Source organism: Ruegeria sp. AJ12 (assembly GCF_056536245.1).
In genome coordinates this window covers 230,230-250,082 of sequence record NZ_JBQFJJ010000001.1, presented here as the reverse complement: position 1 = coordinate 250,082, position 19,853 = coordinate 230,230, and the positions used below count along the sequence as shown (strand labels likewise).

The following is a 19,853-nucleotide window of genomic DNA, read 5'->3' as shown; positions in this document are numbered from 1 at the left end:
ACCATCGGATCAATCAAGGGAGGACACACCCGATGAAAACGAAACTGGCAACCATGGCGCTAGGCGCCTTGATGGCCGCTGGGCCGGCACTGGCGGATCTGGTTATCCCGGACCTCAGCTATCGTACCGGGCCTTACGCTGCGGGCGGAATTCCGTTCTCGGATGGCTACAACGACTATTTTACCCTGCTGAACGAGCGGGACGGCGGCATCGGTGGAGTCCCGATCCGCGTTGTCGAATGCGAGACCGGTTACAACACCGAAAAGGGTGTGGAATGCTATGAGTCGACCAAGGGCGAAGGCGCGTTGGTCTATCAACCTCTGTCGACCGGGATCACATACCAGCTGATCCCAAAGACCACGGCTGACAACATTCCGATGCACACGATGGGCTATGGCCGGACCTCTGCCAAGAACGGCGACGTGTTCAGCCACACGTTCAACTATCCTGCAAACTACTGGGATGGGGCTTCGGGCGCGATCAACTATTTGCTTGAGGCAAACAACGGCGACTTGAGCGGTAAGAAAGTTGCGCTGGTCTACCACAACTCGGCCTACGGTAAGGAACCGATCCGCACCCTGGAAGAGCTGTCCAAGAAACATGGCTTTGAACTGGTGGCCTTGCCGGTCGACCATCCGGGCCAGGAACAGAAATCCCAATGGCTGCAGATCCGCCGTGACAAGCCGGATTATGTTCTGATGTGGGGCTGGGGCGTCATGAACCAGGTCGCAGTGCAGGAAGCTGCAAACATCCGGTTCCCGATGGAAAACTTCATCGGCATCTGGTGGTCGGGTTCGGAAAACGACGTGCTGCCTGCGGGTGAAGCCGCCAATGGATACAAGGCATTGACCTTCCACAACGTCGGCACCGACTTCCCGCTGTTTGATGATCTGCAGCAATATGTCGTCGACGCAGGCAAGGCCGCTGGCGCTGGCGATCAGGTCGGTACGGTTCTGTACAACCGCGGTCTCTATGCGGCGATGCTGGCCGGCGAAGCCATCAAGAAAGCGCAGGAACTCTCGGGCAATGCCGACATTACCCCGGCTGAAATGCGCGATGGAATGGAAGCGCTGGAAATCACCGAAGCGAAGATGACTGAACTGGGCCTGCCCAACTTCGGTCCGACATTCTCGGTCTCGTGCGAAAACCACGGCGGCGACGCGCTTGTCGGTGTGACCCAGTGGGATGCGGCGAACAAGACCTGGACCCTGATCTCGGACTTCAAGCCGACGGATGGTGAAGTGATCGGCGCACTGATCGAAGCGGACTCCGCAGCCTATGCGGCGGAAAACAACATCGAAACGCGCTGCAACTGATGCGCCAATGAAACCGGGGCGGCGGTGTGCCGCCGCTCCGACCCCAACACGTGGCATGAGGACACACGCTGATGCTGGATGCGGCACAAACCACTGACGTGCAGGCGGAGACCCTGCTTGAGGTCAACAATATCGAGGTGATCTACAACCACGTGATCCTCGTGCTGAAAGGCGTCAGCCTGACTGTGCCCAAAGGCGGGATCACCGCATTGCTGGGCGGCAACGGCGCGGGCAAGACCACGACGCTCAAGGCGGTGTCAAACCTGCTGCAATCCGAGCGTGGCGAAGTGACCAAGGGCTCGATCAAGTATCGCGGTCAAAGCGTGCACGAGAGCGACCCGGCCGATCTGGTCGAAAAGGGCGTTATCCAGGTCATGGAAGGCCGCCATTGTTTCGAACACCTGACGGTCGAAGAGAACCTTCTGACCGGGGCCTATACCCGCAAGGACGGCAAGGCCACAATTCAGAAGGACCTTGATCTGGTCTATACCTATTTCCCGCGCCTGGCCGAGCGGCGCCGGTCGCAAGCGGGATATACCTCGGGCGGTGAACAGCAGATGGTCGCGATGGGCCGTGCGCTGATGTCCCGGCCTGAAACCATCCTGCTGGACGAGCCCTCAATGGGTCTGGCCCCGCAGCTGGTCGAAGAGATTTTCGGCATTGTGAAGGACCTGAACGAGAAAGAAGGTGTGTCCTTCCTGTTGGCCGAGCAGAACACAAACGTGGCGCTGCGGTTTGCGCATTACGGATACATCCTTGAATCGGGCCGGGTGGTGATGGATGGTCCCGCCGCCGAACTGCGTGAGAATCCGGACGTTAAGGAATTCTACCTCGGCATGTCCGAGGAAGGCCGCAAAAGCTTCCGCGACGTGCGATCTTATCGCCGCCGCAAGAGGTGGCTGTAAGCGGATGGAGGATCTGGCGATGACCTATTTCGACGCACTTGAGACGCGCTCGGCGGACAAACGTGCCTCGGATCAGTCCGAGGCCTTGCAGGAACAGATTGCCCGGGCAAAGTCCACCGCCGGCTTTGCCGAGCATCTGGCCGATGCAGGTATCGACGCGATTAAGTCGATTGAAGACCTGCCGTCCCTGCCGGTTCTGCGTAAATCCGATCTGATCCGCGCTCAGGCCGAGCGGTCACCTTTTGGCGGTTTTACCGTCAAACCCGCGCACCAGTTTCATCATGTTTTCCAGTCCCCCGGTCCGATCTACGAACCGGGCGGGACGGATCACGACTGGTGGCGCATGGGACGGTTCCTGAATGCGGCCGGGATTGGCACCGGAGATATTGTCCAGAACTGTTTCGGATATCACCTGACCCCGGCCGGTATGATTTTCGAAAATGGCGCCCGTGCTGTCGGAGCAGCGGTCCTGCCCGCCGGAACCGGGCAGACCGAGTTGCAGGTGACCGCGGCCCGCGACATCGGGTGTACCGCATATGCCGGGACACCCGATTACCTCAAGGTGATCCTGGACAAGGCCGACGACATGGGCGTCCAGTTGCATTTCTCAAAGGCTGCCGTCGGCGGGGGCGCCTTGTTCCCTTCGCTGCGTCAGGATTATGCGGACCGGGGCATTTCCTGTCTGCAGTGCTATGCAACGGCCGATCTCGGCAACATCGCGTATGAAAGCGCGGCAATGGAAGGGATGATCATTGACGAGCACGTGATCGTCGAGATCGTGACCCCCGGCACGGGAACGCCAGTAGAACCGGGCGACGTGGGTGAGGTTGTGGTGACCACGCTCAACCCGGACTACCCCCTGATCCGGTTTGCAACGGGTGATCTGTCGGCGATTCTGCCCGGCGTATCGCCGTGCGGCCGCACGAATACGCGCATCAAAGGCTGGATGGGCCGTGCCGACCAGACCACCAAGATCAAGGGCATGTTCGTGCGCCCCGAACAGGTGGCAGCGCTGGTGGACAAGCACGATGAAATCGTCAAGGCCCGCGTCATTGCGGCGCGCCAGGGCGAAATGGACACAATGACCGTTCAGATCGAAAGCCCGCGCGGCGATGACATGGCCTATGCCAAATCCGTTGCCGAGGTGCTGAAGCTGAAGGGCGCGATCGAAGTTGTAGCCCCGGGGTCCCTACCCAAGGACGGTCTGGTGATCGAGGATCAGCGCGTCTACGAGTGACGGCGCACACGGAATCTGCGGCAGTATGTGTCGCAGATTTCTTGGCCCGCCCACTGGCGTTTCCGAGCATTTTGGTCGATTAAAGGCGAACCTTTCGCGTTCGTTCCAATAATGCCGGAAAAATGGCTCAGACCGATAACTCAGAACATGGTTCGCGCAGTCACACTGCGCTGGGGTCCCGGTTGCTGGGTTGGGTCACCTATGCTGTCGCTGCGGCCTGCCTGCTCCCGATGGTGGCAGTATTGCTGGCGGCCATTACAGGCGGGACCGACACGATTTCACATCTGGCGGAAACCGTTCTGCCCCGATACGCGACGACCACACTGATCCTGGTCATTCTGGTTGCTGTCGGCACGTTCGCCATCGGAACCGGCGCCGCCTGGCTGGTGACCATGACGCGGTTTCCCGGGGTGCGCGTGCTTGAGGTCGCCCTGGTTCTGCCGTTGGCCTTTCCGGCCTATGTGCTGGCCTATGCCTATACGTTCATCCTGGATCATCCCGGCTTCGTTCAGACAAGCCTGAGGCAGGTTACAGGCTGGGGGCCGCGCGACTACTGGTTCCCCGAGATCCGCTCGACCGAGGGTGCCGCGATGATGCTGATTCTGGTGTTGTACCCGTATGTCTATCTGCTGGCGCGGGCGGCTTTCTTGCAGCAGAGCGCTACGGCCTATCTCGCGGCGCGGGCGCTGGGCAACAATCCCTGGCTCGCGTTCAGACGGGTTTCGCTGCCGCTGGCCCGTCCTGCCATTGCCGGAGGCGTTCTGCTGGCCGTGATGGAGACTATCGCCGATTTCGGTACGGTGTCCTATTTCGGTGTCCAGACATTTGCGACCGGGATTTACACCAGTTGGTTTTCCATGGCCGATCGCGCAGCGGCCGCACAGCTTGCGTTGTGCCTGCTTGGCTTTGCTCTGGTCATAGCGGCGACCGAGCGGCTTCAGCGAGGAAAGGCCAAATACTACCAGACGGGAAAACAGCACGCTGCCCAACCCGCTGCACATCTGACAGGCTGGAAGGCCGCCGGGGCGTTTGTATTGTGCGCCATTCCGGTTCTGTTCGGCTTTTTGCTGCCGGTGATTGTCCTGTTTGAGATGGGTCTGGGGTCGGAACAGAACCTGATGTCGCAGCGCTATGCCGGCTTTATCCAGAATTCTCTGATCCTTGCCGGAACAGCTGCACTCATTACCGTTTGCGCGGCCATCAGCGTCGGCTTCTTTCAGCGTATCAACCCGGGGAGGCGGTCATCGACGGCCACTTATATTGCCCGGCTGGGCTATGCCGTGCCGGGCGGGGTCATTGCCGTGGGGCTGATCGTACCTTTTGCCGCGTTTGACAACGCACTGGATGCCTGGATGCGCCAGACCTTTGGCCTGTCCACCGGATTGTTGCTCACCGGGTCGATCTGGTTGCTGGTGATTGCCTACATGGTGCGGTTTCTGGCGGCAGCGCTCAGCGCCTACGAGGGCGGGCAAAGTACGGTGCACGCCAATATGGATGCGGCGGCACGATCCCTTGGGCAAAGCCCTTTGGGCACGTTGAGGCGGGTCCATCTGCCGATCCTGACACCTTCGCTGCTGACTGCTTTGCTGATCGTCTTTGTCGACGTGATGAAGGAACTGCCCGCGACGTTGATCATGCGGCCGTTCAACTTTGACACGCTGGCGGTGCAGGCCTACCGGCTGGCCTCGGACGAGCGGCTGGAGGGCGCAGCGGTGCCGTCGCTGGTCATTCTGGCGGTGGGTCTGCTGCCGGTCATCCTGATTTGTCGCCAGGTTGGGCGCCGCTGATCCGCCTCAGTCCTGTATCGGTGCCTCGGATGTGAAGTTCGGAATGACATTTGTCGAGGCCGGGTTGCTTTCAATTCCGGGCCAGTTCTTGTCTGCCAAGGCGATGTTGCCGGGGATGTCCTCTTCCCAGAAGCCAACCACTGTCTTGGTGATGTTCAGATAGAGCTTGTCATCGACAATCCGCCACAGATTTGGATTGCCGGGAACCTTACCGCCCTTGGAAACGCCATAGGCGCAATGCCCGTCAAACTGCGGTGCGTAGTAGGCCGGGTTCTCAAGGAACTTGTCCCGGTTCTCGGTGGTCGCAAAAGCCCAGGTCGCATCATTGTATTCCGCAGTGATCGACGCGCGGCCCTCGACACCTTCGGGCTGTGCTGTGCCGACAGGCGATTGTTCAAGGTCGCGATACGCAACCACGTCGTAGCCTGAGACCGCGTATCCGGTGCCATCGATGTATTGAGGGCCGGCAAAAGCCGGAGATGCAATGGCGATGGCGCATGCTGTCAATACGACTGAGATTTTCATGACCGAACCCTTTTGTCTGAACCTATACCAGTTGGCATTGGATATGACATAGGCATCGCCGAAACCGATTAAACCCTTTCGAAGCACGACAAAAATCAGACAGGGCCCCGGAAACTGTGGCTCGTGATCGCCGCAGGCTTGATTTGCGGCGGGTTTCCGGCAAGGCTGGGTCCATGAACATGCAGCCTCCCAGCCGGTTCTCTGCAAGCCCGGCCCAGTTGCCGGTCGCGTTCGACAGGCGCGAAATGTCTCAAATTCTGTCCGTGTATGGCCGGATGGTCGCTGCCGGGGAATGGCGGGACTACGGTATTTCAAACCTGCGCGACACAGCTGTTTTTTCGATATTCAGGCGAACCGCCGAGCATCCGATCTATCGGGTGGAGAAACACCCGCGCTTGCGTTCGAAGCAGGGCATGTATTCGGTTGTGGGAATGGATGGACAGATTCTGAAACGCGGTCACGATTTGCGGACCGTCCTGCGCGTGCTTGAACGCAAACTGATCCGGGCGGTGAACCTGGATTAGAGCCTTTTGTGAGAGGTCACAGGGCCGTCGCCCTGCGCCAGTATCCGGTCGATTGCCTCATCCAAAGGTTCGAAAGTGACCGCCATGTGACAGGCATTGGCATGCAGCAGCATGTTGGCGCCGGACACCCAGGCCACATGACCTTTCCAGAACAGAAGGTCACCGCGCGCAGCAGTCGTGCCGTCCGGCAAGGCGGTGCCCAATGTGCGTTCCTGATCACCGCTGTCTCCGGGACACGGGAGACCACAGGCCAGCAACCCGACCTGTACCAGACCTGAACAGTCCAGCCCGAACCGGCTGTTGCCGCCCCAAAGGTAAGGCGTGCCCAGAAACAACTCGGCCACCGCGACCGGGTCGGCTGGTTGTTCTGAAATCGGGGCGCAATGAGTAGAGGGAACATAGCCAAGCTCGGTTTCCAGAAATTCACCCTGTTCCGACACAACCTGCACTTTGCTGCCGTAACTCAGCGATGTCAGATCACGGCTTTTCATATCCGCCTGTTCATAGGCATGTGTTGCCGGCACTTGGACCCAATGTGACGATGGCAGGACCTGCCCTGTCTGATCCGTTGCGACCCAGCCGGGATAGCCGTCCTTGTCGGAGATCACCTGGCTCCATCCCGCCGTGCCTTTGGTGACCTGTACCGTATCGCCATAAAGCAACTGGCGATCACGGGGTCCGTCTGGTGTGCGGAGTAAATCGACGACCGGCTTTATGATGCGTCTGCCGGTCATAGGCCCAGAATTTCAGGCAAGGCGGTCAGCACCGCGCGGGGGCCCTGACTCAGCCCGCCTTTGCTGCGACCGGGCGCTTTGCCGGGTTGCCACGCGTAGATGTCGAAATGCATGTAGGCGCTGTCTTGAACAAAGCGCCGCAGAAACAGCGCGGCGGTGATCGACCCTGCAAACCCTCCGGAAGGTGCGTTGTCCAGATCGGCGATCCCCGGCTCGATCATGGTCTCGTAAGGTTCATGAAAGGGCATGCGCCACACTGGGTCTGCGGCTTTCTGCGCCGCGTGGAACAGGGCGTCGGCGACACGATCATCATCTGCATAGAAAGGTGCCAGATCCGGTCCCAAAGCCACACGGGCGGCGCCCGTCAGCGTTGCCATCGAGATCACCAGATCCGGTTTAGCCTCATCCGCCAACGCCAGCGCATCAGCCAGAACCAGCCGCCCCTCGGCGTCGGTGTTGTTGATCTCGACCGTCAGCCCCTTGCGTGAGGTCAGGATGTCCCCGGGCCGGAACGCGTTGCCCGCCACCGCATTTTCGACTGCCGGGATCAGCACGCGCAATTGAAGCGGCAAATCCAATGCCATGATCATCCGCGCCAGACCCAGCACATTGGCGGCCCCGCCCATATCCTTTTTCATCAGACCCATCGACGCGCCGGGTTTGAGGTTGAGGCCGCCCGTATCGAAACAAACGCCCTTGCCCACCAACGTCAGCGCTGGCCCGCTGCGGCCCCATCTCATCTCGATCAATCGGGGCGCCAGCTCTGCCGCGCGCCCGACAGCATGGATCATGGGAAAGTTCTGCTCCAACAACGCGTCGCCGGTGATGGTGTTGCAGGACGCGCCAAATTCCTGTGCCAAGGCCTCTGCCGCTGCCTGCAGCTGCTCCGGCCCCATGTCCGACGCGGGTGTGTTGACCAGATCCCGGGTCAACGCCTCGGCGTTTGCCATGGCTTCGATCCGCGTGACGTCAACACTGTCTGGCGCAACCAGGGCGGCGCCGGCGGGCGATTGCGACGCGTAGCGATCAAATGCATAGCCGGTCATCAGCCAGCCGAGGCATTCCATGTCCAGCCGATCCGCAGGGACACCCGAGGCGATGCGGTAACTGCCCTGTGGCAGTGCGTCGGCTGCCGCCGCCAGAGTAAAGCGTTTGCGGGCACGCTTTTTCTCGGTCCCGTATCCTGTCAGCGCCATCCCTGGCACGCCATTCGGGCCTGGCACCAACAGCGTTTCTCCGATTGCGCCCGAGAACTCGTAGGCGTCCACCCACGCTCGGACATGGTCCGGCTGATCCTGCAACCAGTCTTCCAGATCGGGTTGCGCGACCACGTGCAGCGGTAAGGTGTCGTCAGACGGTGGGGCAAAGCTTAGGGGCATGGGCATCTCGGCAGGTACAGCTTGCGCCCAGACTAGCGGTCCGGGGTGCGCCCGCAACCCCTGTCAGACCGAAAGGTCTTGCTGGTCCCATACGGCGGTCAGTGATCGTTCGCCGACCCGGATCAACCGGCCCAGCGTGGCGCCGGTGGCCACCGCGTCACCGGCATCTACCGACTGCGCCACGTCGCCCGCAACGCGGGCCAGTGCCGTCATTCCGACCTGTTCGGATATCGCGACCAGAGACTTGGCGCATTTGCGCAACTCAACCCAGTCGCGCTGCCGCCAGTACCGTTCGCAATTCGACAGACGCACAGCCAGTTCCTCGATCGTGCGGCACAATACATCAATGGCATTCTTGTCGCCCAGTTGCCGGCACAGGCCATTCAGGCGATCTGGATCAAGATGCACGGATTCCTTGTGTTCAAGCGCAATGACTTTGTCCACCACATTCACCCCAATTTCTACGCCCCCACGGCGCAGGCCAACACTGTGGACAAATTCCTTTGCAAATCCTTGAGCTGGAATTGGATAATGTCTCGAATTTTCGTTGAATTCGGTTTAGAGCATCCCGCAGCACTAAAAACAGGGACACCGAAATGGACGTAGCCAAACCTCTGCCAACCTATCTGGTCAAGCGGTACCACGGTTGGAAGGCCACAACGTATTCCGAAAATCAGGTCTGGTATCGACGTCTGGCGGATGAAGGGCAACGGCCGCGCGCCATGGTGATTTCCTGTTGCGACAGCCGGGTGCATGTCACCTCGATCTTTGGCGCGGATCAGGGCGAGTTCTTTATTCACCGCAATATCGCCAACCTCGTCCCGCCCTACGCACCGGATGGGGATCATCACGGCACCAGTGCCGCCATCGAATATGCTGTCACCGCTTTGAAGGTCGCACATCTGATCGTTCTGGGCCATTCCCAGTGCGGCGGGGTTCAGGGCTGTATCGACATGTGTAAAGGCAATGCCCCGCAACTGGAGGCCAAGGAAAGCTTTGTTGGCCGCTGGATGGACATCCTGAAGCCGAAATACGATCTGGTTGCCGATGTCGAGGACAGCACCGAACAGGCCCGCGAATTTGAAAAACAGGCCGTTGTCGCCTCGCTTGAGAACCTGATGACGTTCCCTTTCGTGTCCGAGGCGGTGGATCAGGACGCGCTCAGCCTGCACGGATTATGGACCGATATCGGTGCGGGCGGTCTGGAGTGTTATGACCCCTACCAAAAGAGATTTGTTCCCGTCTGACCCTCTAAGACCGGCATGAAACACCCCCGACGCGGATCAGGGCTCTGACTCCGCGTGGATTTTTTTGTATGATACGTCTATCCGTTTTGGAATTTGGAGCGCGCCATGAAATTGATAAAACGCATTCTCGCTGTACTGATTGTCCTTGTTCTGGTTCTCGTCGGTGTCTCGTACCTGTTGCCCGGCAAGGCCGAAGTGTCCCGCAGCGTCACCATCGATGCGCCGCCCGAGGCGATCTTTCCTTACGTGAATTCGATGCAGGAGACCGAAAAATGGTCACCCTGGCTGTCACGTGATCCGGAAACGAAGCTGTCCTACGCCGGTCCCGATGCGGGTGTTGGCAACACGCTCAGCTGGAGTTCCGAGCACCCGCAGGTGGGCACCGGAACACAGGAAATCATCGAAAGCACCGAGAACCAACTGGTGAAAACAGCGCTGGACTTCGGGGACATGGGGACAGCGACCGCATCGTTTACTCTGAAACCCGAAGGAAACCAGACGATGGTGACCTGGGGATTTGAATCCGAATTGGGGGCCAACCCAATGATGCGCTGGATGGGCCTGATGATGGACAACTGGGTCGGCGGAGATTATGAGCGCGGGCTTGAGAATTTGAAATCGGTTGTCGAGGGCCAAGGATGATCGGAAAAGAGACTGGCAGCGCGCAAAGCTTATTTTGAAGCTGAATCAGGGGCTGGTTAACGCGCTCAGGGCGCGGACCATAACGCCAGGCTTTCGGTCTTTCCGGGTGCTTTGAAAGCAGGAAGCTCGGAGAGACCGGCCCTTGCCGTTGGGCTAAGCTTGCGTGCAACGTCGTCTGAAAGCACGATCTCCAGCAGAAGCGACTTGGCCGCACCTTCGATCCGAGCCGCCGTGTTCATGGGGTCGCCAAGAAGCGCAACCTCTTTCTTCCAGTCGCCTATCTCGCCTGCGGCGACTTCTCCGCAGTGAATTCCTGTTCGCAGCCTTGCCTCGGTTCCATAGGTCTTCAGGTAATATGCGTCCCGAGCGCGCAACACGCCATTCATGTCCTCTGCGCATTTCAAACAGGAATCGTTGGCAATACCCGAGGTAAGTTGCCAGGTGACGATGACCGAGTCCCCGACATACTTGTGAATGTCTCCTCGGTACTTCTCGATGGGACCCGCCAAATCCAACGCGACATCGCGCAGAAAATCGTGGAACTTCAGCTGTCCAATTCTTTCTGCCAATGCGGTCGAGCCAATAACGTCTGCGAAAAGTATCACCCTGTTTTCAAGCCGCGCCTGTCGATACCGGCCCCAGATCAGAGCCTTGGTTGCCTCGGTCCCAAGCAGTCTTGTGATTTCATATCCGATTGAAAAGACGTAAGCAATTAACGCTGAAATAACAAACACTTCCACAAACGCCGGGTCCTTCCAGATCGGCGGGGCGCTAGACAGAAGACCTGGAAGCGAGAGGCCAAAGACGATGAAGAGGCTGTACAGAGTGCCGCGCAATGCCATCAAAACGATTGGCCTGAGGCGCCGCGCGACGCGGCGTTCCGGGTTAGAGAAAAACTGAAACTCAGCCCCGACGCAACACGCAGAAATTGCAAACCCGGTAAGGGCGCCAAAGAGCGTATCAGCAACAAGATTTTCGTCGGAATATCGCACCGCCCCGACCACTGCGCCCGCGACAGTCGCCAGTGCGGTAACTTTCAGAAAGACGGTCGTCGATCGAGCAGACAAGAATTTCCAACTGCGCATATGCAGCACTGGCTCCAATGTGAACGGCGGTCTGTAAGGTCTTTGCCAAGCAATATAGTGTCAGGCCACCTCACCCTCTAGGTGCAAGACCACCAGCCGCCGGCTTTTGTCGCATGCCAATTGCGGTGTCGCTGACCCACGGCGGGGCCTGATGTTATGGCGTTACTTTTGTCGCTGAAAGTACCTCAAAACCCCACCAACGGTGCAGCAGGGTTTTGAAGTTTTGACAATCGTGGTGACGCTGATCAGCCCTTCTTCAGGACTTCACGGCCCAGAAGTTCGGCAATCTGAACCGCATTGAGCGCGGCGCCTTTGCGCAGGTTGTCTGACACGCACCACAGATTCAGGCCATTCTCGATGGTCGAATCCTGACGGATCCGGCTGATGAAGGTGGCGAAATCGCCGACGCATTCGATCGGCGTGACGTAGCCACCGGCCTCGCGCTTGTCGATCACCATGACACCCGGGCTTTCGCGCAGGATGTCGCGGGCCTCGTCTTCGTCGAGGAATTCCTCGAACTCGATGTTCACGGCCTCGGAATGGCCGACGAAAACCGGAACGCGGACGCAGGTGGCTGTGACCTTGATCGACGGGTCGACGATCTTTTTGGTTTCTGCGACCATCTTCCACTCTTCCTTGGTCGAGCCGTCCTCCATGAAGACGTCGATATGCGGGATGACGTTGAACGCAATCTGTTTCTGGAACTTCTTCGGCTCAACGTCCGTGGTCGGGTTGTAGACAGCCTTGGTCTGATCCCACAGCTCGTCCATGCCTTCTTTGCCCGCGCCCGAGACCGACTGATAGGTCGACACGACGACACGCTTGATCCTGGCACGATCATGCAACGGCTTCAGCGCCACCACCATTTGTGCGGTCGAGCAGTTGGGGTTGGCGATGATGTTTTTCTTGGCGTAACCATGGATCGCCTGCGGATTGCACTCGGGCACGATCAGCGGGATGTCCGGGTCGTAGCGATAGAGCGACGAGTTATCAATCACAACGCAACCTGCCGCTGCCGCCTTGGGCGCGTATGTCTTGGTCGCCTCGGATCCCACGGCGAACAGTGCCATGTCCCATCCGGTGAAATCGAACGTGTCCAGGTCCTTGGTCGTGAGTGTCGTGTCGCCAAAGCTAACCTCGGTCCCCAGCGACCGACGGCTTGCCAGCACGGCAAGTTCATCGACGGGGAACTGGCGTTCCGCCAGGATGTTCAGCATTTCGCGGCCCACGTTACCTGTGGCGCCGACGACGACGACGCGATAGCCCATTCTTGGTCTCCTGAATAAAGGACGCGCGTTCATAGCCGCGATGCAGAAAAGAAAAAAGGGCTTTTGCAGGGGAATGGATAGAATGACGCGGATTTGAGGCGGTTCAGTCGCTCAGGAGCCGCTCGTACAGGGCGACAAGGGATCTGGCTTCGTCGTTGATATCGAAATTCTGTTCGACATGAGCCCGCGCGGACAGGCCCGCGTGCGACAGGGAATCACGATCCTCCAGCATCTCCGCCGCCGCATCGGCAAGCGCCGCAACATCACCCGGTGCAACAACGCGGCCCAGCGCAGGTTCCGTCACGATCTCGGAAAATGCGCCGACATCCGTGGCGACAACCGGTACGCCACAGGCCATCGCCTCCAGCGGAGTGAGGCCGAACCCTTCCCAGCGTTGCGGGGCGATGAACAAATCCAGTACCTGATACCATTGGGCGATCTGATCGACGGTGACCTCGGGCATAAACAGGATCCGATCCGCCAGCCCGGCCTGTGCGACCTTTTCTGTCAACTCGTTCAGAAACCCGCTGTGCTGTTCGGTGGCGCGCCCCATGACGATGCCCGAGACGTCCTGAGACCGCGCACAGAGGTCCATCATTGCATCGACAAAGGCGTCGGTGCCTTTCTGATGGCGGATGCGGCCATAGCAGCCCAGCAGCACCCCCTCGGGCAAGCCCAGTTGCGTGCGCAACGCCACCTTGTCCTGTGGTGGTGCAAAATCCTGCAGATTGATCCCATGCATGATCACCTGCGCATCGCGGTCCATGTACCCGGCGGTCTTGCGCGACGTGGCCACAACGGCATCCATCTTGCCAATCAGCCATTTTGTGTAGCCGGTATGAGCGCGTTGCGAGGCGCTGGTGAACAGCAGTTTCAGTCTCAGCCGGAAAAGGTTGCGCAGGATCAGACCCAGCAGCATTTCTGTGTTGCGCCGTGCGTGCCAGACACGCAGTTTGCGGCGCGACAGAAAGGGCAGGCGGCCCAGCGGGATATGCGGAACGGATGCGGGCAGGCCCGGTCCGGTTGCCGCAATGTCGATCCACTGCGCCTGCAGCGGCACCAGCCGTGCAATCGTTGCCGTCACGCCCGAAAGTCTGCGCTTGAGATTTGGCGCGATGACGACTGGGTCCTTCACCGGGTTCTCCTGATCCATATGTCAGTCCACGCTATCCCGGCTGAATAGATAGATCGCGCAGCCGATGGCAAGCGTAACCGCAAAAAAGGCGAATATGGCCGTGTAGGGCGCCGTCGGGCTGACGTCCACTGTCGCCGCATGAATTCGACCGGTCGCAAATTGTGCAAGACCGACGCCTCCGATGCCGAAGAGATTCAGCAAGGTCACCCCACGCCCGACCAGATGCGGCGGCACAAAGGCACGGCCATGCGCCATGATGACAGGAAAGCTTGCGCCCAGAAACCCAATCACCGCAAGTATTACAACTGAAACCCAAACTGCGGTGTCGATCCACAGGCACAACAGGCCCAGCGTCACCGCTCCCAGTGCGTTGCCGCCAAAGACGACCCATTTGCGGGTCCCCAGCAGGCGGTCAAGCGGGCCATAGACGAATGTGCCGGTTATCATCGCCGCCCCCATCACCAGGGTCGCGGTTCCGATCTGTGCCGTGTCCAGTCCGAAGGTGTCGTTCAGATAGGGGCCCGCCCAAAGCCCGCGTAACGCTGCCGAGGGCGCATAAGCCACCAGCATCAGCGGCATGATCAGCAGCAAGGCGGGTTGTTTCAAAAGGTCCAGCACGGACCCCTTGTGCTCGGACAGGACGCGGTCGGGGTCCCTGACGCTGCCCCAGATGCCCAGTGCTATGGCGGCCGAGATCACAGCAAGTGTAAGCATGGTTGGCCGCCAGCCCATCAGTTCAACCGCCATGGCCGTGGGGTAAGAGGCTACAAGGTTGCCGGTCGATCCAACGCCCAGCATTACCGCAGCCAGGGTCGCGAACCGGGCGGGCGGGTACTCGCGGGCAAAGATGTAGTAGGATGCCATCAGAACCGGAGAACACCCGACCCCGATCAACGCCATTGCGATGCTGACATGCAACGGCGAGGCCGCCGCCGCGAATATTGCAGCGCCGCCAGCACCACCGATCATCAATAGAACCGCTGCGGTCAGGCGCGGTCCAATGCGGTCCAGTGCCCATCCAACCGGAATCTGCATTGCCGCAAAGACCAGAAACCAAAGACCCGAGGCAAAGGCCAGGTCTTCGGGCGCTGCTCCGATGTCGCGTTCCAGATCCAGGCTGAGAACCGCCAGAAAGGCGCGAAAGAACTGGCTGAGGACATAGGCCAGACACAACACCACCAAACCTGCCTGCATTCACCGTCCCCTTGCCGTGCTTGTGCGCATGCTTGGCATGCCGTGGCAAATCGCACAAGCGCGTGTAGTATGTTGCAGGAAGCAGACAGTATTCACGATCGGGCTATCATCAGGTCACAAGTCCATTTTCGAGGGGGACAATGAAAGACCTCCATTCTGAATTCTATGAAAACCTTCCCCTGCAGCGCGACTTTACTCAGCTAGCGGATCCATTGCGCTTTACTGCCGTCCCAGATGATTGGGTTCTGGGTGTCGCCGACATCGTGGATTCGACGGGTGAAATTGCCCGGGGTCGGTACAAGACCGTCAATATGGTCGGCGCGGCGGTGGTTTCGGGCATGATCAATGCGATGGACGGCAGGCTGTTTCCGTATGTCTTCGGCGGCGATGGCGCGGGGTTCGCCGTCCCGCCAAGTGCTGCCGATACGGCGCGTGCCACGCTGGCGTCCCTGCGGCGCTGGGCAGAGGAAGAGTTTTCGATGCCCTTACGCGCCGCGCTGGTTCCGGTGGCCGAACTTCGCAAGGCGGGCAAAGACCTTCGGGTGGCTCGCTACGCGCCGTCAACCGGGGTGGACTACGCCATGTTTTCAGGTGGCGGTCTGGCCTGGGCCGAGACGCAGATGAAAGCTGGCCAGTATGAGGTCGTCCCAGCAGACCCGGGCGCTCAGCCTGATCTGACCGGTCTGTCCTGTCGCTGGTCGAACAGCCCCGCGCGACATGGCCGGATCGTTTCCCTGGTGGTGCAACCCACACCAGCCGCGACCGAACGCGATTTCTCTGACCTGGCCCAATCCGTTCTGTCCGCGTCCGAAGCGCTGGAACGCGCGGGCCACCCGGTTCCTGCCAACGGCCCGCCAATCACCTGGCCGCCGCCGGGTGTTGACATCGATGCGCATGTCTCGCGCAATGGACGCAACCTGTTCCTGCAGAAGGTCTTGTTGTTGGGGCAGAACCTTCTGATAGGCCTCTTGTTCAAGACCGGTAGGCGGATGGGTAATTTCGAGCCCGAGCACTACAAACGCATGGTCAGCAGGAACGCCGATTTCCGCAAGTTTGACGACGGTCTGAAAATGACGCTGGATTGCGATCCGGCGACCCTGTCCCAGATCGAACACATGCTGGAAGACGCGCGCGGGCGCGGCAAGGTCCGTTATGGCATCCATGCGCAGGACGAGGCGATGATGACCTGTTTTGTGCCGTCAGCCACACGCGACGATCACGTGCATTTCGTTGATGGCGCATCGGGTGGTTACGCACAAGCGGCAGCGCGCATGCGGGCCTGACGCTTTATTTCGCCTTCCATGTCGCCGCCAGCGATCGCGACGCCTGCGCCAAAAGCATCACGTCGATGCCGACCGCCAGAAACTGCGCCCCCATCTCCAGATAGGATTGTCGCGCCTCGTCATTCGTGCCCAGAATCCCAGGTGCCTTGTCTGCGGCCCTGATCCGGGTCAGGGCGTCGGCGATCACCGTGCGGACCTCCGGGGCGGTGGTGTCGCCCTGAAACCCCATATCGGTGGACAGATCCGCGGGACCGATAAAGACGCCATCGACGCCGTCCACCTGAAGTATGCCGTCCAGCGCCGCCATTCCGGCACGGTTCTCAACCTGAACCAGCAGGCAGATTTCCTGATCTGCCGTCTGGACGTAATCGCTTGTCGTGCCATATGCCGTTGCCCGCGCGGCCATGGCACCTACGCCACGGGCACCTTCAGGCGGATAGCGGCAAGCGCGAACCAGTTCTCGCGCCTGTTCGGCGCTTTCAACAATGGGAACAAGTATGGTTTGCGCGCCAGCATCCAGAACCATCTTGATCAGCCAGGTTTCGCCCACCGGCACGCGCACAACTGGATGCGATGCGCTATTGGACAGCGCCATCAGCTGATCGCGGATGGACCGGATGTCGTTCGGCGCGTGTTCGCCGTCGATCACCAGCCAGTCAAACCCGGCGGTGCCCATGACCTCCGCCGTGATCGGTTCGGCAAAGCTCATCCAGCAACCGATCTGCCTTTTGCCCTGTTTTAGGGCCTGTTTGAACGTGTTGGTTGGCGCGGCCATCCGGTATCCTTCTGTTTCATTCTGGCAGAGAGCGGGCAATCTCGCTGATGACGTCAAACGCCATCTTTACATCGTCTTCGGTTGTTTCGAACTGACCAGCCTGAAAACGGATTACAAGGTCGCCGTCGACACGCGTCTGCGTCAGGTAGATGCGCCCATCATCGTTGATCGCATTCACAAGATGGAGGTTGAGATCGTCCAGATCGGTGTGGCCTGCGGGTGAGTAGCGAAAGGTCCACAGAGACCACATGGGCGTTGTCACGATGTCGAAATCGGGCTCCTGTGCCAGCCGGTCGTGTAGGTCTTGCGACCACTTGATGTGATTGCGCAACCGCTGACGCAACCCTTCGAGCCCATAGGCCCGGATCACAAACCAAAGCTTCAATGCCCGGAATCGACGGCCCAGGGGCACCGACCACTCCGAGTAATTGATGATCCCGTCCTTGCCATGGGTTTTCAGATACTCGGGACTGATCGCAAGCGTCTGAACCAGATCATCGGGGTTTTTCAGGAAATGGGCACAGCAGTCGAATTGCACGCCCAGCCACTTATGCGGGTTAAAGACAATGCTGTCGGCCTGATCGACGCCGGGCCAATAGTGACGGTATTCTGGGCAGATCATCGCGGACCCGGCCCAGGCCGCATCCACATGCGTATAGAGCCCGAATTTCCGGGCGATCTCAAGGCACCGGTCTACTGGATCTGTCGCACCGGTTCCCGTTCCACCCACGCATAGGATGACACCGGCAGGGTGAAATCCAGAGTCTAAATCGGACTGAATCGCGGATTCCAGCGCATCGGGGTCCATTCCCCGCCAATCGCCCTGGACAGGGATCCGCACCAGATTGGCTTGTCCGATCCCGGCCACCCAGATCGCGCGATCAATCGATGTATGCACCTCGGATGAGCAATAGACCCGCAGCGGTTTCTGTTCGAACAACCCGTGGCTGTTGCCTTGCCAGTTCAACGCCTTTTCCCGCATCGTCAACACGGCCGCCAAGGTGGCCGAAGATGCCGAGTCCTGAATGACGCCAGAAAAGCCTTCGGGCAGATCCAGGGCCTGACGCAGCCAGTCCATCATCCGCGTTTCCATTTCGGTCGCAGCCGGCGAGGTTTGCCACAACATGCATTGCGGCGCGATGGCGCTGGACAGAAACTCGGCTAGAACCGACGGGGCCGAAGCGTTCGAGTTGAAGTAGGCAAAGAACCTCGGATGCTGCCAATGGGTAATCCCGGGCATCACGATCTGTTCGAAATCGCGAAAGATATCCTCCACCGGCTGTGGTTGCTCTGGCGGGGTTGCGGGCAGCGCGTTCAGAACGTCGCCGGGTTCTGTCCGCGCCCGGACCGGCTTGTCACTGACACTCAGATGGTAGGCCTGCGCCCAGTCCGCGACTGTTCGACCCCACTCAGAAAACTCTGTCCATTTCATCCTGACCCTCCCCGGCGGCACCAGTCGGCTGAGCCCGAGGTGCGGGTGATGTTGAAATCAGTGATAGGTATTCACGGCAGAAGGTCAATTCTCTTTGCCGGGCTGGGAGGGCCAGACCCGCGATGCGCAATTCTTTGGTGACCGCCATCTGAATCAGTCTCTAACTGGGTGAAAAATGGCAAAATTTGCGGGCTGCTTGCGAACGGTTCTGAATTCGGCCAAGCTTTGTCATGACCAATGAACTTCCCCTGACGTCGCGATCCTTGCCTATTGCGCTGTTGCGGGCGCGGGAAAAGGTCATGGGGCCCATCCGCGCATTGCTGGCGGATGCGGGTGTCACCGAACAGCAGTGGCGGGTCCTGCGTGTCCTGAACGAAGAGGGCCCTCAGGAGCCGACCCACATAGCCGAGCGGGCCTGCCTGTTGCTGCCCAGCCTGACGCGTATTCTGCAAAAGCTCGAACATAAGGGATTGATTGTCCGGTCTGCACACCCGGTCGACCGGCGTCGGCAGATTGTCGAGATCAGCGAGAGAGGCGTGCAGATCATTCACGATAACCTCGAGGTGAGCGTGGCGCAGGCCGAACGCCTCAAGTCCCTGCTGGGTCCGGACACTCATGAGCTGTTGCTGGACCTTTTGAACGAGTTGAACGATCTGGAAAAGTAAACGCCGCACAAACGGCCTGCGGTGGTGCCCCCGCCGGAGACGTAAGGGGGATATCTCCGGCGGGGAGGCCAGACTCGGACTGGATTATGTGCCTGGCCCGAGGCCGGTCGCGTCTTGTCTTATCCGACGGTCCGGCCCACGCTTCAGAGAAAGTAATGAACCGAAAATACAGTTCAAAAACAGGCATATAAAGTCCAGGGGGATGGACCTTTCGCCTGTGCCCTCCGAAACGGTCGTTCTCAATTGCCGACTTGTGGCTGTGTCCGCAAGTGGTGTCTTGGAGTCAATTCGGTCTTGTTGTTCTGTCCCGGCATTCTGCCTGGCCGGATACAGACGCCTGTTCACATCCAGGTGTCGGTATTTCTGTGAGCAAACCGCGTTGCCGGTCGCTGATGTACCGTACCAGATAGCGCGATCACGGCATGTTCCAAGCGCTGTGGTCCCCAAGCCGCCATAACGGTGCCAAACCGATCCGATTGCGTTTTGATAGTCAGGGTGGATCAAAATACGTGCCCCTCGTAATTCAAACGGCGACCTTGCGACAATGACGCCATAAAGGCGGATCAGAGGGCCTCGGGGAACGGTGAGTTGAGTGGCGTGCAAAATTGAGCAGGTTCGCGCCGAAACAATCTGAAGCTGTGGGCAAGAACCGGCGAGCGCGCATGCTTGTCGGTGGTCCTGCGTTCATTAATATGCCGCTTGCGCAATCAAGACGGGGGT

At 59.5% G+C, this 19,853-nt stretch carries 19 protein-coding genes; 9 read left to right on the top strand and 10 right to left on the bottom strand.

The window, feature by feature from the left end:
* Positions 1–32: 32 nt before the first annotated feature.
* From ACR3E0_RS01275 to ACR3E0_RS01260, 4 genes are all read left to right on the top strand, one after another.
* A complete protein-coding gene (locus ACR3E0_RS01275) occupies positions 33–1,316 on the top strand; it encodes an ABC transporter substrate-binding protein (protein ID WP_480475409.1) in 1,284 nt (427 codons plus the stop codon).
* A 71-nt stretch (positions 1,317–1,387) separates the two neighbouring features.
* Entirely contained in the window at positions 1,388–2,221 is an 834-nt protein-coding gene (locus ACR3E0_RS01270; RefSeq protein ID WP_480475407.1) for an ABC transporter ATP-binding protein, read from the top strand.
* 19 nt (positions 2,222–2,240) lie between these two features.
* Positions 2,241–3,458, top strand: coding sequence for a phenylacetate--CoA ligase family protein (locus ACR3E0_RS01265; protein WP_480480910.1), 1,218 nt, complete (start codon positions 2,241–2,243; stop codon positions 3,456–3,458).
* 122 nt (positions 3,459–3,580) lie between these two features.
* Positions 3,581–5,245 carry an ABC transporter permease gene (locus tag ACR3E0_RS01260; protein ID WP_480475405.1) on the top strand — a complete coding sequence of 555 codons (1,665 nt, stop codon included), beginning with the start codon at positions 3,581–3,583 and terminating at the stop codon, positions 5,243–5,245.
* Between the two features lie 6 nt (positions 5,246–5,251).
* On the opposite strand, the gene ACR3E0_RS01255 is transcribed toward ACR3E0_RS01260, so the two are convergent.
* The gene (locus ACR3E0_RS01255; protein WP_480475403.1) at positions 5,252–5,770 is read right to left on the bottom strand and encodes a YHS domain-containing (seleno)protein; all 519 of its coding nucleotides are present in this window, start codon (positions 5,768–5,770) and stop codon (positions 5,252–5,254) included.
* Between the two features lie 173 nt (positions 5,771–5,943).
* On the opposite strand from ACR3E0_RS01255, the gene ACR3E0_RS01250 reads away from it, so the two are divergent.
* Positions 5,944–6,294: a DUF2794 domain-containing protein gene (locus ACR3E0_RS01250; RefSeq protein WP_480475401.1), complete on the top strand. Its 351-nt coding sequence runs from the start codon at positions 5,944–5,946 to the stop codon at positions 6,292–6,294.
* On the opposite strand, the gene ACR3E0_RS01245 is transcribed toward ACR3E0_RS01250, so the two are convergent.
* From ACR3E0_RS01245 to ACR3E0_RS01235, 3 genes are all read right to left on the bottom strand, one after another.
* The gene (locus ACR3E0_RS01245; protein ID WP_480475399.1) at positions 6,291–7,028 is read right to left on the bottom strand and encodes a C40 family peptidase; all 738 of its coding nucleotides are present in this window, start codon (positions 7,026–7,028) and stop codon (positions 6,291–6,293) included. The genes ACR3E0_RS01250 and ACR3E0_RS01245 overlap by 4 nt on opposite strands.
* Positions 7,025–8,407 carry a leucyl aminopeptidase family protein gene (locus ACR3E0_RS01240; protein ID WP_480475397.1) on the bottom strand — a complete coding sequence of 461 codons (1,383 nt, stop codon included), beginning with the start codon at positions 8,405–8,407 and terminating at the stop codon, positions 7,025–7,027. The genes ACR3E0_RS01245 and ACR3E0_RS01240 overlap by 4 nt, the downstream gene beginning before the upstream one ends.
* Positions 8,408–8,470: 63 nt before the next feature.
* Positions 8,471–8,860: a hypothetical protein gene (locus ACR3E0_RS01235; protein ID WP_480475395.1), complete on the bottom strand. Its 390-nt coding sequence runs from the start codon at positions 8,858–8,860 to the stop codon at positions 8,471–8,473.
* 143 nt (positions 8,861–9,003) lie between these two features.
* On the opposite strand from ACR3E0_RS01235, the gene ACR3E0_RS01230 reads away from it, so the two are divergent.
* The gene (locus ACR3E0_RS01230) at positions 9,004–9,654 is read left to right on the top strand and encodes a carbonic anhydrase (RefSeq protein WP_480475393.1); all 651 of its coding nucleotides are present in this window, start codon (positions 9,004–9,006) and stop codon (positions 9,652–9,654) included.
* A gap of 105 nt (positions 9,655–9,759) precedes the next feature.
* On the top strand, positions 9,760–10,296 hold the full coding sequence (locus ACR3E0_RS01225) for an SRPBCC family protein (protein WP_480475391.1): 537 nt from the start codon (positions 9,760–9,762) through the stop codon (positions 10,294–10,296).
* Between the two features lie 65 nt (positions 10,297–10,361).
* Here ACR3E0_RS01225 and ACR3E0_RS01220 read toward each other — a convergent pair whose 3' ends face one another.
* From ACR3E0_RS01220 to ACR3E0_RS01205, 4 genes are all read right to left on the bottom strand, one after another.
* A complete protein-coding gene (locus tag ACR3E0_RS01220; RefSeq protein ID WP_480475389.1) occupies positions 10,362–11,363 on the bottom strand; it encodes an adenylate/guanylate cyclase domain-containing protein in 1,002 nt (333 codons plus the stop codon).
* 263 nt (positions 11,364–11,626) lie between these two features.
* Entirely contained in the window at positions 11,627–12,649 is a 1,023-nt protein-coding gene (locus tag ACR3E0_RS01215; RefSeq protein ID WP_480475387.1) for an aspartate-semialdehyde dehydrogenase, read from the bottom strand.
* 103 nt (positions 12,650–12,752) lie between these two features.
* A complete protein-coding gene (locus ACR3E0_RS01210) occupies positions 12,753–13,802 on the bottom strand; it encodes a glycosyltransferase family 4 protein (RefSeq protein WP_480475385.1) in 1,050 nt (349 codons plus the stop codon).
* Between the two features lie 3 nt (positions 13,803–13,805).
* Positions 13,806–14,978, bottom strand: a complete 1,173-nt coding sequence (locus ACR3E0_RS01205) for an MFS transporter (protein WP_480475383.1) — start codon at positions 14,976–14,978, stop codon at positions 13,806–13,808.
* 140 nt (positions 14,979–15,118) lie between these two features.
* On the opposite strand from ACR3E0_RS01205, the gene ACR3E0_RS01200 reads away from it, so the two are divergent.
* Positions 15,119–16,261, top strand: a complete 1,143-nt coding sequence (locus ACR3E0_RS01200) for a DUF3095 domain-containing protein (protein ID WP_480475381.1) — start codon at positions 15,119–15,121, stop codon at positions 16,259–16,261.
* Positions 16,262–16,265: 4 nt separating this feature from the next.
* Here the strand turns inward: ACR3E0_RS01200 and ACR3E0_RS01195 are convergent, their stop codons facing one another.
* On the bottom strand, positions 16,266–17,036 hold the full coding sequence (locus ACR3E0_RS01195) for an aldolase/citrate lyase family protein (RefSeq protein WP_480475379.1): 771 nt from the start codon (positions 17,034–17,036) through the stop codon (positions 16,266–16,268).
* A gap of 16 nt (positions 17,037–17,052) precedes the next feature.
* Positions 17,053–18,468 (bottom strand): pyridoxal phosphate-dependent decarboxylase family protein, encoded by a 1,416-nt coding sequence (locus ACR3E0_RS01190; RefSeq protein ID WP_480475377.1) that lies wholly within the window; start codon positions 18,466–18,468, stop codon positions 17,053–17,055.
* Between the two features lie 230 nt (positions 18,469–18,698).
* Here ACR3E0_RS01190 and hpaR point away from each other — a divergent pair, with 230 nt between their 5' ends.
* Positions 18,699–19,133, top strand: a complete 435-nt coding sequence (gene hpaR / locus ACR3E0_RS01185) for a homoprotocatechuate degradation operon regulator HpaR (protein ID WP_480475375.1) — start codon at positions 18,699–18,701, stop codon at positions 19,131–19,133.
* Positions 19,134–19,853 lie beyond the last annotated feature (720 nt).